Origin of the sequence: Streptomyces sp. NPDC051664 (genome assembly GCF_044453545.1) — a bacterium.
GTDB lineage: Bacteria > Actinomycetota > Actinomycetes > Streptomycetales > Streptomycetaceae > Streptomyces.
The window spans coordinates 1-13,506 of the sequence record NZ_JBITCU010000050.1 but is presented as its reverse complement, the minus strand read 5'-3'; the positions used below and the strand labels follow the sequence as shown (position 1 = coordinate 13,506).

The 13,506-nt window shown below is 70.9% G+C and carries 11 protein-coding genes; 9 read left to right on the top strand and 2 right to left on the bottom strand.

The window, feature by feature from the left end:
• Positions 1-11 precede the first annotated feature (11 nt).
• The gene (locus ACIA8E_RS39095; RefSeq protein ID WP_399306216.1) at positions 12-1,604 is read right to left on the bottom strand and encodes an acyl-CoA carboxylase subunit beta; all 1,593 of its coding nucleotides are present in this window, start codon (positions 1,602-1,604) and stop codon (positions 12-14) included.
• Positions 1,605-1,805: 201 nt separating this feature from the next.
• Here ACIA8E_RS39095 and ACIA8E_RS39090 point away from each other — a divergent pair, with 201 nt between their 5' ends.
• From ACIA8E_RS39090 to hutH, 5 genes are all read left to right on the top strand, one after another.
• The gene (locus ACIA8E_RS39090; RefSeq protein ID WP_399306213.1) at positions 1,806-2,672 is read left to right on the top strand and encodes a biotin--[acetyl-CoA-carboxylase] ligase; all 867 of its coding nucleotides are present in this window, start codon (positions 1,806-1,808) and stop codon (positions 2,670-2,672) included.
• 800 nt (positions 2,673-3,472) lie between these two features.
• On the top strand, positions 3,473-4,645 hold the full coding sequence (locus ACIA8E_RS39085) for an adenylate/guanylate cyclase domain-containing protein (RefSeq protein ID WP_399306210.1): 1,173 nt from the start codon (positions 3,473-3,475) through the stop codon (positions 4,643-4,645).
• A 290-nt stretch (positions 4,646-4,935) separates the two neighbouring features.
• Positions 4,936-5,748 carry an enoyl-CoA hydratase/isomerase family protein gene (locus ACIA8E_RS39080; RefSeq protein WP_399306207.1) on the top strand — a complete coding sequence of 271 codons (813 nt, stop codon included), beginning with the start codon at positions 4,936-4,938 and terminating at the stop codon, positions 5,746-5,748.
• Positions 5,749-5,833: 85 nt separating this feature from the next.
• Complete coding sequence (locus ACIA8E_RS39075) at positions 5,834-7,018, top strand: diguanylate cyclase domain-containing protein (protein ID WP_399306205.1); 1,185 nt, start codon at positions 5,834-5,836, stop codon at positions 7,016-7,018.
• Between the two features lie 107 nt (positions 7,019-7,125).
• Complete coding sequence (gene hutH, locus ACIA8E_RS39070) at positions 7,126-8,676, top strand: histidine ammonia-lyase (protein ID WP_399306202.1); 1,551 nt, start codon at positions 7,126-7,128, stop codon at positions 8,674-8,676.
• Between the two features lie 57 nt (positions 8,677-8,733).
• On the opposite strand, the gene ACIA8E_RS39065 is transcribed toward hutH, so the two are convergent.
• Positions 8,734-9,033: a hypothetical protein gene (locus tag ACIA8E_RS39065; RefSeq protein WP_399306199.1), complete on the bottom strand. Its 300-nt coding sequence runs from the start codon at positions 9,031-9,033 to the stop codon at positions 8,734-8,736.
• Between the two features lie 109 nt (positions 9,034-9,142).
• On the opposite strand from ACIA8E_RS39065, the gene ACIA8E_RS39060 reads away from it, so the two are divergent.
• The 4 genes from ACIA8E_RS39060 (at position 9,143) to ACIA8E_RS39045 (ending at position 13,378) form a co-directional block, all read left to right on the top strand.
• A complete protein-coding gene (locus ACIA8E_RS39060; protein WP_399306196.1) occupies positions 9,143-9,502 on the top strand; it encodes a hypothetical protein in 360 nt (119 codons plus the stop codon).
• A 246-nt stretch (positions 9,503-9,748) separates the two neighbouring features.
• The gene (locus ACIA8E_RS39055) at positions 9,749-11,014 is read left to right on the top strand and encodes an Ig-like domain-containing protein (protein ID WP_399306193.1); all 1,266 of its coding nucleotides are present in this window, start codon (positions 9,749-9,751) and stop codon (positions 11,012-11,014) included.
• A gap of 171 nt (positions 11,015-11,185) precedes the next feature.
• A complete protein-coding gene (locus ACIA8E_RS39050; RefSeq protein WP_399306190.1) occupies positions 11,186-12,649 on the top strand; it encodes an ABC transporter permease in 1,464 nt (487 codons plus the stop codon).
• A 45-nt stretch (positions 12,650-12,694) separates the two neighbouring features.
• A complete protein-coding gene (locus tag ACIA8E_RS39045; RefSeq protein WP_399306187.1) occupies positions 12,695-13,378 on the top strand; it encodes an ABC transporter ATP-binding protein in 684 nt (227 codons plus the stop codon).
• Positions 13,379-13,506 lie beyond the last annotated feature (128 nt).

Genomic DNA, 13,506 nt, shown 5'->3' with positions numbered 1-13,506 from the left:
CAGGACCCTTTCTAGAGAGGGATGTTGCCGTGCTTCTTCGGTGGCAGTGATTCCCGCTTCGTGCGCAGCTGACGCAGGCCCTTCACCACGTGTGCCCGGGTGTCGGACGGCATGATCACCGCGTCGACGTAGCCGCGCTCGGCCGCCACGTACGGGTTGAGCAGCGTGTCCTCGTAGTCGGCGATCAGCTCGGCGCGGGTCGCCTCCGCCTCGTCGGGGTCCGTGACGGCCGCGATGGTGCGGCGGTGCAGGATGTTCACCGCGCCCTGCGCGCCCATCACGGCGATCTGGGCGGTCGGCCAGGCGACGTTGATGTCCGCGCCCAGGTGCTTGGAGCCCATGACGTCGTACGCGCCGCCGAACGCCTTGCGGGTGATCACGGTGATCAGCGGGACGGTCGCCTCGGCGTAGGCGTAGATCAGCTTGGCGCCACGGCGGATGATGCCGCCGTACTCCTGGTCCACACCGGGCAGGAAGCCGGGGACGTCGACGAAGGTCAGCACCGGCACGTTGAAGGCGTCGCAGGTGCGGACGAAGCGTGCGGCCTTCTCGCTCGCGTTGATGTCCAGGCAGCCCGCGAACTGCATCGGCTGATTGGCGACGATGCCGACGGGGTAGCCCTCGACACGCCCGAAGCCGGTGATGATGTTCGGCGCGAACAGGGCCTGCGTCTCCAGGAACTCGCCGTCGTCGAGCACATGCTCGATCGCGGTGTGCATGTCGTACGGCTGGTTCGCCGAGTCCGGGATGAGGGTGTCGAGCTCACGGTCCTCGTCGGTGGTCGCGAGATCCGCCTCCTCCGGGAAGGCGGGCGCCTCGGAGAGGTTGTTCGACGGGAGGTACGACAGCAGCGACTTGACGTACTCGATGGCGTCCTTCTCGTCGCCCGCCACGTGGTGCGCCACACCCGAGGTGGTGTTGTGCGTACGGGCTCCGCCCAGCTCCTCGAAGCCGACGTCCTCACCGGTGACGGTCTTGATGACGTCGGGGCCGGTGATGAACATGTGCGAGGTCTGGTCGACCATGACCGTGAAGTCGGTGATCGCGGGGGAGTAGACCGCGCCGCCCGCGCACGGTCCGACGATCAGCGAGATCTGCGGGACGACACCCGAGGCGTGCACGTTGCGGCGGAAGATCTCGGCGAACAGGCCGAGCGCCGCGACACCTTCCTGGATACGGGCGCCGCCGCCGTCGTTGATGCCGATGACCGGGCAGCCGGTCTTCAGCGCGAAGTCCATCACCTTGACGATTTTCTCACCGTAGACCTCACCCAGCGACCCGCCGAAGATGGTGAAGTCCTGCGAGTACACGCAGACGGGGCGGCCGTCGACCGTGCCGTAGCCGGTGACGACACCGTCTCCGTACGGGCGGTTCTTCTCGATGCCGAAGTTGGTGGAGCGGTGCCGGGCGAACTCGTCGAGCTCCACGAAGGAACCCTCGTCGAGCAGGAGATCCACCCGCTCGCGGGCGGTCAACTTGCCCTTGGCGTGCTGCTTTTCGACTGCGCGTGCGGAACCGGCGTGCGTGGCCTCGTCGATACGGCGCTGCAGGTCCGCGATCTTGCCCGCGGTGGTGTGGATGTCGATCTCTTCCGGCTCGGACATCGGGTGGCGGCTCCCTGCCTGGTCACGGGGACGACTGACTGGTGGGTTCTGCGGCTGCGTGCGAGGCCGCGTGCGCGGTGCGTGCGCGACGACGGCCGGTCCGGCAGCTGCCGATCAGGTTCTGTATGGCTACTGATCCGTAGCGTATCGGCGCGGATACCGTTCGGCAGTGCGTCGTTTGCCACACCTAGGGTGGCTTGCATGACACCTTCGGATGCGTCACCGAACCGCTGGTCGGACCTGGACCGGCCGCCCCTGAACGTCCCCGCGCTGCGCCGCGGGCTGCTGCGGCCGGGCGGGCTGTGGACCTCGCTCGACGTCGTGGACGTCACCGGATCCACCAACATGGACCTCGCGGCGCGAGCGGCGGAGCTCACCGAGGGCGCGGTTCTGGTCGCCGAGGAGCAGACTGCGGGCCGCGGCCGCCTCGACCGGACCTGGACGGCGCCCGCCCGCTCGGGCCTGTTCTTCTCCGTCTACCTGACCCCCGGCGACGACGTGCCGGTCCACCGGTGGGGCTGGCTGCCGCTGCTCGCCGGGGTCGCGACCGCGGCCGGGCTGTCGCGGGCCGCGGGCGTCGACACGGCACTGAAGTGGCCCAACGACCTGCTGGTCACCGTGGCGGGCGAGGAACGCAAGGCGGGCGGCATCCTCGCCGAGCGCGCCGGGGACGGCGTCGTCATCGGCATCGGCATCAACGTCTCCCTCCGCGCGACCGAACTGCCCGTCCCGACAGCAGCCTCGCTCGCCCTGGCCGGCGCGGTCTCCACCGACCGGGAGACGCTGCTGCGCGGCGTACTGCGCTCGCTGGACCACTGGTACGTCGAGTGGCGCGCGGCGGGCGGGGACGCGGCGCGGAGCGGCCTGCAGGCGGCGTACGCGGCGGGCTGCGCGACGCTGGGCAGGACGGTACGGGCCCAGTTGCCCGGCGACCGGTCGCTCGTCGGAGAGGCGGTGGCGATCGACGGTGACGGCCGCCTGATCCTGTCCACGGCCGACGGCTTGCAGGAACCGGTGTCGGCGGGCGACATCGTGCACCTGCGGGATGTGGAAGGCGGCCTCACCTAGAGCCACGCCGGGGGCCCGCCGGGCCCCCGCCTCACCACTGAACGTTTCCCGGGTGCGACCAGCCCAGCACCCGCGGAACCCCCCCAGCCCGTGCACCCCGCGTACCGGGCTCGTGCCCGGCTGTTCCCCAGGGTGCTCAGGCCGCCGCCGGACGGAAACCTTCACAGGCCCTGCACCCCGCGTACCGGGCTCCTGCCCGGCTGTTCCCCGGGCGCTCGGTTCCCTGCCCCGTGGAAGCCCGCCACAGGCCGTATGCCCGCGCACCGGCCCGCGCTCCGGTTTGTTTCCCCGGGCGCTCGGATCCCCGCCCCGAGGAGCCCCTCACAGGCCGTACGCCCCGCGTGCAGGGCTCGCGCCCGGCTGTTCCTCCGGGCGTTCAGTCCGTCCCGTGGAAGCCCTCCACAGGCCCTGCGCCCGCGTACCGGGCCGCGACCCCCGTCGTCCCCCGGGTGCCCTTGGACCTTCACCCCGTGGAAACCACCCACCGGAGAGCACCTCCCACGGCCCCTGCCCCCGGCCGCCCCCGTACCGGGATGCCTTCGGACCTTCACCCCGTGGAAGCCCTCACAGGCCCTGCGCCCGCGTACCGGGCCGCGACCCCCGTCGTCCCCCGGGTGCCCTTGGACCTCCACCCCCGTGGAAACCCCCCACCGGAGAGCACCCCCCACGGCCCCTGCCCCCGGCCGACCCCGTACCGGGATGCCCTAAGGACGTGAGGTAGCGCACATCTGCCGTATCGTTGAGGCGATCCACCGACAGATCGGCAGGGCAGTGCGCAGGGAACGGGCAGGAGGCGGCTGGTGACCGTCGACGACACGACCTCCGGCGCGGGCGCGGAGCCCCCACCGGAACCCTCGGTCCACGCGACACCGCATCACGAAGTCGATCACACGGTCGAACCGACCGACGACCCCCTCGCGATCCGGCTGGAACAGCTGATCCTGGGCGCGGAGCGTCGCTACACCCCGTTCCAGGCGGCCCGTACCGCCGGAGTCTCGATGGACCTGGCGTCCCGGTTCTGGCGCGCCATGGGGTTCGCCGACATCGGGCAGGCCAAGGCGCTCACCGAGGCGGACGTGCTGGCGCTGCGGCGGCTCGCGGGACTCGTCGAGGCCGGGCTGCTCAGCGAGCCGATGGCGGTGCAGGTCGCCCGGTCCACCGGGCAGACCACCGCCCGGCTGGCGGAGTGGCAGATCGATTCCTTCCTGGAGGGTCTGACCGAGCCGCCCGAGCCCGGCATGACCCGCACCGAGGTCACGTACCCGCTGGTGGAGCTGCTCCTGCCGGAGCTGGAGGAGTTCCTCATCTACGTCTGGCGGCGTCAGCTCGCCGCCGCGACCGGCCGCGTGGTGCAGGCCGCGGACGACGACGAGATGGTCGACCGCAGGCTGGCCGTCGGCTTCGCGGACCTGGTCGGTTTCACCCGGCTCACCCGCCGGCTGGAGGAGGAGGAGCTGGGCGAGCTCGTCGAGGCGTTCGAGACGACCTCCGCCGACTTGGTCGCCGCGCACGGCGGCCGGCTCATCAAGACCCTCGGTGACGAGGTTCTCTTCGCCGCCGACGACGCGGGCACGGCGGCCGAGATCGCGCTGCGCCTGATAGAGGCGATGACCCAGGACGAGACGATGCCCGCTCTGCGGGTCGGTATCGCGTTCGGCACGGTCACGACCCGGATGGGCGATGTCTTCGGTACGACGGTGAACCTCGCCAGCCGGCTCACGTCGATAGCGCCGAAGGACGCCGTACTGGTGGACGGCGCCTTCGCCGAGGAGCTGACGCGCACGGGCGATGCCCCGGCCTCCGAGGCGCAGGCGGCGGAGGAGGCCGCGGCCGCCGAGAAGGAGCGCGCGGAGGGTGTGGAACCGCTGGTCGTGCCGAAGTACCGGTACGGGCTGCAGCCGATGTGGCAGCGGCCGGTGCGCGGACTCGGCGTGGTGGAACCGTGGCTGCTGGCGCGACGAGGCGCCTCCTGACGCCTGCCCCTGTCCGGGGCGCGGCCTAGGGCCTCTCGTTCGGATCATGCTGGGCTCGCGGGGTCCGGCACGCACATCTGCCGCGTTGTCGTCGGTCTTCCCCGAGCTCTCGGCTTCGCTCGAGCAGGGGAGACCTCATTCGCTCCGCGTGGGCTCCTTCCTCCGCCTTGCGGCTGCACGCACCACGGTGACATCAGCTGCTCCGCGGCGGGCCGCTCCCTGATCCAGCCCGATCCAAACGAAAGACCTAGGATCCTCCGGTAACGCTCGTTAACCGGAGGGGTGCAGCCATGACCGTCACGTCCGAGCAGCGGTTCGGGGAGTTCGTCGTCGTACGGGTCCATGAGGGCCAGGAGCATGTCGCCGAACTGGTCCTGGACCGGCCCAAGGCCATGAACGCCGTGTCCACGGACATGGCCCGCTCGATCGCCGCCGCCTGCGCCGCGCTCGCCGCCGACCAGGACGTACGGGTCACCGTCCTCACCTCCAGCCATGAGCGCGCCTTCTGCGTGGGCGCGGATCTCAAGGAGCGGAACTCGTTCACCGACGCCGAGCTTGTCCGTCAGCGGCCCACCGCCCGCGCCGCCTACACCGGCGTGCTCGACCTGCCGATGCCGACGGTCGCCGCCGTGCACGGGTTCGCGCTCGGCGGCGGCTTCGAGCTGGCGCTGTCCTGCGATCTGATCGTCGCCGACCGTACGGCCGTGGTGGGCCTGCCCGAGGTCTCGGTCGGTGTCATCCCGGGCGGTGGCGGTACGCAGTTGCTGCCGCGCCGGATCGGTGCGGCACGCGCTGCCGAGCTGGTCTTCACCGCCCGGCGGGTGGAGGCGGCCGAGGCGCGGGAGCTGGGACTGGTCGACGAGCTGGTGGAGGCGGGGCAGGACCGGGCGCAGGCGCTGGCGCTCGCCGGGCGGATCGCCGCCAATTCGCCGGTGGGCCTGCGCGCCGCGAAGCGTGCGCTGCGGGTCGGGCACGGACTCGATCTGCGGGCCGGTCTGGAAGTGGAGGACGCGGCCTGGCGATCGGTGGCCTTCTCCGGGGACCGGGCGGAGGGCGTGGCCGCGTTCAACGAGAAGCGGAAGCCGAACTGGCCCGGCGAGTGACCGTGCGTTACCGCTCCGACGAGCAGTGCGGACTTTCTATGCCTCAAACTGATCAAGACTTCGCAAATCTACATAAGATGTAGCGATGGGTGGTGATGATGCCCGGCTGCGGGCCGTGGTTTCGCTTGCACAGGCAATGGCGGCGGCGCACACCCCGCCGGAGTCCTGGCGGGCGGCCGCGCTGGGGGCGTGCCAGGCGTTGGGCGGCAGCTTCGCCGCGCTCTCCGTGTGGGAGCGGGGGCCGGGGCGGCTGCGGGTGCTGGTGAACGCGGGTGAACGGGCCGAGGGGGAGGAGGAGTTCCCCGACGACGAGACGTATCCGGTGCATCAGTTCCCGGAGATCACCGAGTTCCTGCATGAGCGGTGGGCGGGGGGCGGCGAGCCGGACGCCTGGGTGGAGACCGCCGACGGGCCGGTCGGCGACGCCGGGGACGGCGAAGCCGATTCGGCGGTGGCGGGCGCGCACGGGTACGGGCGTGTCTACCGCCATCAGCGCGTGGCGGCCCTGCGGCGGCGCCGGCGCGGCTGCTGTGTGGTCGCGCCGATCGTCCTGCACGGGCGGGCCTGGGGCGAGCTCTATGTGGCGCGCCCGGTGGGGGAGCCGGTGTTCGGGCGGGAGGACGCCGACTTCGCGACCGTGCTGGCCGCCGTCGTCGCCGCCGGTATCTCCCAGACGGAGCGCCTCGAAGAGGTCCGCAAGCTCGCCTTCACCGACCCGCTGACCGGGCTCGCCAACCGCCGGGCCGTCGACGCGCGGCTCGACGAGGCGGTGGAGCTGCACCGCGCCGACGGCACGGTGGTCAGTCTGGTCGTCTGCGATCTGAACGGTCTGAAGGGGGTCAACGACTCCCTGGGCCACGCGGTCGGCGACCGGCTGCTGGAACGTTTCGGCTCGGTGCTGTCCCGGTGCGGCGCGATGCTGCCCGGCGCCCTCGCCGCCCGGCTCGGCGGTGATGAGTTCTGCCTGCTGGCGGTGGGCCCCGGTGCGGACGAGGTGATCGAGGTGGCCACGGAACTCTGCGTCCGGGCTGCCGAGTTGGAGCAGGGCGACGGGGTCGCCTGCGGCATTGCGTCGACCGGTGACCCGATCGGGCCGGTGACCTCGGCCCGGCGGCTGTTCCGTCTGGCGGACGCGGCCCAGTACCGGGCGAAGGCGGCCCGCTCCGCGAAACCGGTGGTGGCGGGGCGCGACGGCGAGGTCATCCGGCTGGCCGACTCGCCGCCGAAGTCCGCCCACGACCGCCGGCGGCTGCGCGGGAGCCGGCCCTGAGGGCTGTCCCGTAGGGGGCGTCCGGCGGAGTCTTCGAACGGGCCGGTAAGGGGTCAACCGTACGACCACTAGTGACATGAAGGGATTCAATCCGTACGCTTCTGAATATGGATATGCACACAGTCGTGGTGGGGACGTCCGGTACCACCGCAGAGGACGTCATCGCCGTGGCCCGCGCGGGCGCCCGCGTCGAGCTCTCCGCAGCCGCCGTGAGCGCGCTTGCCGCCGCCCGCGAGATCGTGGAAGCGCTGGCCGCCAAGCCCGAGCCGGTCTACGGCGTCTCCACCGGCTTCGGCGCACTCGCCAGCCGCCACATCAGCCCCGAGCTGCGGGCCCAGCTCCAGCGCAACATCGTCCGCTCGCACGCGGCCGGCATGGGCCCGCGCGTCGAGCGCGAGGTCGTACGGGCGCTGATGTTCCTGCGCCTGAAGACGGTCTGCTCGGGCCGCACCGGTGTACGCCCCGAGGTCGCGCAGACCATGGCCGACGTACTGAACGCCGGCATCACCCCCGTCGTGCACGAGTACGGCTCGCTCGGCTGCTCCGGCGACCTGGCGCCGCTCTCGCACTGCGCCCTGACGCTGATGGGCGAGGGCGACGCAGAGGGCCCCGACGGCATCGTGCGCCCGGCCGGCGAGCTGCTCGCCGCGCACGGCATCACCCCCGTCGAACTGCGCGAGAAGGAGGGCCTCGCCCTCCTCAACGGCACGGACGGCATGCTCGGCATGCTCGTGATGGCCCTCGCCGACCTGCGCAGCCTCTACACCTCCGCCGACATCACCGCCGCGCTCAGCCTGGAGGCGCTGCTCGGCACGGACAAGGTCCTCGCGCCGGAGCTGCACGCCATCCGGCCGCACCCGGGCCAGGGCGCGAGCGCCGACAACATGCTGCGGGTGCTCGCCGGTTCAGGCCTCACCGGCCACCACCAGGACGACGCGCCGCGTGTCCAGGACGCCTACTCCGTGCGCTGCGCGCCCCAGGTCAACGGCGCCGGGCGCGACACCCTCGCGTACGCCGGGATCGTCGCCGACCGTGAGCTGGCCTCCGCCGTCGACAACCCCGTCGTCCTCCCGGACGGCCGGGTCGAGTCCAACGGCAACTTCCACGGCGCCCCGGTGGCGTACGTGCTCGACTTCCTGGCGATCGTCTCCGCCGACCTCGGCTCGATCACCGAGCGCCGCACGGACCGGCTGCTGGACAAGAACCGCTCGCACGGTCTGCCGCCGTTCCTCGCCGACGACGCCGGTGTCGACTCGGGTCTGATGATCGCCCAGTACACGCAGGCCGCCCTGGTCAGCGAGATGAAGCGGCTCGCGGTCCCGGCGTCGGCGGACTCGATCCCGTCCTCCGCGATGCAGGAGGACCACGTCTCCATGGGCTGGTCGGCGGCGCGCAAGCTCCGTACCGCCGTCGAGAACCTCGGCCGGATCGTCGCCGTCGAGCTGTACGCGGCGACCCGCGCCATAGAACTGCGCGCCGCCCAGGGGCTCACCCCGGCGCCCGCGTCCCTGGCCGCCATCGAGGCGCTGCGGGCGGCGGGCGTCGAGGGTCCGGGACCGGACCGCTTCCTGTCGCCCGATCTGGCTGCGGCGGAGGCGTTCGTGCGGGGCGGGAAGCTGGTCGCGGCCGTGGAGCCGGTGACCGGGGCGCTGGCCTAGGACGGGTGGCGCGGCCTGCTGCGCGCTTCGTTCCTCATCGCCGGACGGACCGGAATTTCAGGCCCGTCCGGCGATCGAGGACAACGCGGTGGTGCGGCGTGTGGAGTACGTGACGAAGCCCGCGCCGATCCCCAGGAAGGCGGTGCCACCGATCAGATACGCAGTGGTGTCGAACCCGGTGCCGGTTTCGGCCAGTGCCGGCCCGGCCGCCTTGTCCTCGGTGCTCGCGCCGGCAGGTCTGCTCGGCGCGCCACCGGTCGCGTCGTCCGTCGCGTTCGCCGAGGGGACGAACCACAGAGCGCACAGCAGTGTGCCCGCGGCGGTGGCGGTCAGGAGTGGGCGACGAGCTATGGCCACGGATTCGATCCCCCTTGTGACAGCCATGAGTTAGCCGTGTGCGCCGATGCTAATGAAAGCAGCGGGTCGCAGGAAAGTCGTGACTGCCGGTAGCTCTACGCTCCGTCGTATGAGCACTTCTGAGACCTCACGTTTTGTTCGCCTTCGCGTGGACATGGTGCTGGAGATCACCGACGCGGAAGCCCTCAGCGGCACCGCACTGGAGAGCATCGCGGCAGAGTACGGCGAGCCGGACGGCGAGTACGCCGAGGAACGCATGCAGGCCGAGTCCGCGGTACGGGAGGACGGGGCTGAGGCCCTCGCCTCCCTCGTGGACCCGTTCGATCTCGTCGGTGAGGTGCCGGGGGTCGAGCTGGCCCAGGCGTCCTGGAGCAGCGAGATCGTCGACTACGACCCCGAGGACCCGGGCGACTGGGACCTCGACGACGAGCGTGACGGCGAGGAGGGGGACGACGACGTTGCGCCGTAGCGGGCGATGAAGGCACCGGCCCCGGCCCGCCGGCGGCCCGGGGCCGGTGCGTGCCGGTCCCGGGAACCACAGGTGCCACGGCTGCGTCGATGAGTGGTGTTCCCCACATCTGAGGCGGATGTGGAACGGAGGGCCCTCGCCAGGTGTTCTTGGAACATTGATGGGGACCTGTCTCAGGACGGCTCCGGCATCGATGTGATCCGTCCCAGGACGGTTCCGCTCGGGGTTATGGGGGATTCGGCAACGATGGAGAAGCGTGTGATGACGGACAGCAAGCGGCGCAAGGGCCTGATGGCCGCGTCCGCCCTGCTCGGCGGCGTACTCGTGCTCACTGCCTGCAGCGAAGGTGCGAGCTCGGGCAGCGACGAGAGCTCGAAGAAGTCTCAGGCGGCGGCAGTCGACAAGGCGGCGGCCGAGGACGCGTCCCAGGCGCAGATAGCGATCGCGCCGAAGAACGGCGCGACCAACGCCAGCATCAACAACGCCGCGAAGGTCACCGTCACCAAGGGCAAGCTGACCCAGGTCACCATGACCACGTCGGCCGGTGCGGGCGTCCCGGGCACCCTGGCCGCCGACGGCACCAGCTGGCAGCCGAACGCGCAGCTGGAACGCTCGACCACGTACAAGATCAACGCGACGGCCCAGGACACCAAGGGCCGCGAGGCGCACGAGAACGCGTCGTTCACCACCGTGTCGCCCGCCAACAGCTTCATCGGGAACTTCACCCCCGAGGACGGCTCCACGGTCGGCGTCGGCATGCCGGTCTCGATCAACTTCAACAAGCCGATCACGGACCGGAAGGCCGTCCAGGCCGGAATCACCGTGACGTCCAGCAGCGGCCAGCAGGTCGTCGGTCACTGGTTCAACTCGCAGCGTCTCGACCTGCGCCCCGAGCAGTACTGGACGGGCGGCTCCACCGTCACGCTGAAGCTGGCGCTCGACGGCGTCGAGGGCGCGGATGGCGTCTTCGGTGTGCAGCAGAAGACGGTCACCTTCAAGGTCGGCCGCAACCAGGTCTCGACGGTCGACGCGTCGACGCACACCATGACCGTCACCCAGGACGGCAAGACGATCAAGACGATCCCGATCTCTGCCGGTTCCCCCGACAACCCGACGTACAACGGTCAGATGGTCATCTCCGAGAAGTTCAAGGAGACCCGGATGAACGGTGCGACGGTCGGCTTCACCGACGACGACGGCAAGGGCGAGTACGACATCAAGGACGTGCCGCACGCCATGCGGCTGTCCCAGTCGGGCACCTTCATCCACGGCAACTACTGGGGTGCTCCGTCGGTCTTCGGCAGCGCCAACACGAGCCACGGCTGTGTCGGTCTCGCCGATGTGAAGGGTGCGGGCGACGCCAACCAGCCCGCCGCCTGGTTCTACAACAACTCCATGGTCGGCGACGTGGTCATCGTCAAGAACTCCCCCGACAAGACCATCACGCCCGACAACGGCCTCAACGGCTGGAACATGAGCTGGGCCGAATGGCAGGCGGACTCCGCGGCCTGACCCCGCGGGAGGTTCACGCAGCAACTTCGTCACCCCGAAGTCCCGTACGTACACAGGGCGGCGGCACCCGGATCCCTCCGGTGCCGCCGCCCTGCGGCGTTCGTGGCCGTTCTCATCGGGATCTCATGCGGGCCTTAACTCGCCATCACGACCGGTTCATAGCCTCGCGCCATGTTCTTCACCTATCTCCGGCGCGAGCTGCGCCGCCGCAGAAAGGCGGCGCTGGTCGTCGCCTCGGGGCTCGCCCTCGGTATTGCGCTGGTCATCATCGTCAGTTCGGTCTCCTCCGGCATGAGCAAGGCCCAGGACAAGGTCCTGGAATCGCTGTACGGCCTCGGCACGGACATGACGGTCACCAAGGCCGCCGCCGCATCGGGCTCCGGCACCCAGCGGCCCCGGTTCCAGTTCGACGCCAAGGACAACGACGACGACGCGAAGCAGAGTTCGGACCGGGTCATGGTCCAGGGCTTCCAGACCCTGTCCGCCACCACCGTCGACAAGGTCGGCAAGCAGGACGGCGTCGCGGACGCCGTCGGCGGACTCAGCCTGACCGTCCTGAAGGTGGACGGCCAGTTCAAGCGCGGCGAGTTCAAGCAGAACGGGACCGGTGGCACGGCCGGACCCGGCGGCCGGGGCGGCAGCACGCAGCCGCAGGGTGAAGTCAGGGGCGGCGGCGCCTCGTTCGACGTCAACTCGTACACCGTGTACGGGACCGACGTCACCAAGCAGGACCTCGGCCCGCTGACCTCGTCGAAGATCACCAAGGGCCGTACGTTCAAGGACACCGAGACCGACGCGAAGGTGGCGGTCGTCGACGCCTCGTACGCGAAGGAGAAGAAGCTCGCGGTCGGCAAGACCGTGACCGTCTCCGGGACCAAGTACAAGATCGTCGGTGTCTCGACGGCGGACAGCGGCGACGCGGCCGCCAACCTCTACATCCCGCTGAAGCAGGCGCAGACCCTCGCCGACTCCAAGAACAAGGTCACCACGGTCTACGTCAAGGCAGCGGACTCGCAGCAGATCGACCACGTCAAGTCCGCCATCCAGAAGAACATCTCGGGCACGACGGTCACCACCTCCGCAGACCTCGCCGACACGGTCTCCGGCTCCCTTTCCACCGCGTCCGACCTGGCCTCCAGCGTCGGTAAATGGCTGTCGATCGCCGTCCTCATCGCCGCCTTCCTGGTGGCCGGGCTGCTCACCTCCTCCGCGGTCAGCCGCCGGGTGCGGGAGTTCGGCACGCTGAAGGCGCTCGGCTGGAAGAGCGGCCGGGTCACCCGCCAGGTCGTCGGTGAGGCCCTCGTCAACGGCCTGATGGGCGGTGTCCTCGGCATCGCGGTCGGTCTCGCCGGTGCGTACGTCGTGACCGCGATCAGCCCCACGCTCACCGCGCAGCTCGGAGGCTCGGGTGGCGGCGGCGGTGGTGGTGGCATGCTCGGCGGCCCCGGCATGGCAGGACCCGGCCGGCAGGCCGCGGCCAAGTCCCTCGACATCGCGCTCACCGCACCGGTCTCCCTCTCCATCATCCTGATCGCCGTCGCGCTGGCCGTGGCGGGCGGGCTGATCGCGGGTGCCTTCGGCGGCTGGCGGGCATCCCGGCTGCGTCCCGCGGATGCGCTGCGCCGCGTCGAATAGCCCGCCCGGGCGTCCCACCCCCTCTGTCCCAGCAGGAGTTGACCCATGTACACCCTCAGAGACGTCACCAAGCGCTATACCCGCGGCAAGTCCACCGTCGATGCGCTCGCCGGTGTCGATCTGACCATCGAGGACGGCGGCCGGCTCGTCATCCAGGGCCCCACCGGCGGCGGCAAGTCCACACTGCTGCAGATGCTCGGCGGTCTCGACCGGCCCACGAGCGGCAGCGTCGAACTCGACGGTGTGGACCTCGCGAAGCTCAGCGAGGCCAAGCTCACCAAGGTGCGCGCGCAGAACATCGGCTTCGTCTTCCAGAGCTTCAACCTCATCCCGACGCTGACTGCGCAGGAGAACGTCGAAACGGCGCTCGTCCCGCTCGGCGGCAAGGCGTCGGAGCGGCGCAGGCGGGCCGCGGAGGCACTGGACTCCGTCGGACTCGGTGAGCGGCTCGGACACCTCCCCGGTGAGATGTCCGGTGGCCAGCAGCAGCGCGTGGCGATCGCACGGGCCCTGGTCAAGCGGCCGAAGGTGCTGCTCGCCGACGAGCCGACCGGCAACCTCGACGAGTCCATGCGCGACGAGGTCATGGAGGTGCTGGAGACGATGTGGAAGGAGCACGGGCTGACCTTCATCATGGTCACCCACGACAGCGCGATCGCCCGCAGGGCGCCGCGGCTGGCGACCATCCGCAAGGGCCGCGTCACGGTCACGGAGAATGCGGTGGCCTGACGTACGGACCCACCGGCCCCCCTGCGCGGGGGGGGGGGGGGGGGGGGGGGGGGGGGGGGGGGGGGGGGGGGGGGCGGGGGGGGCCGCCCCCCCCCGGGGGGGGGGGCGCGCCCACAAGACCCCCCAGA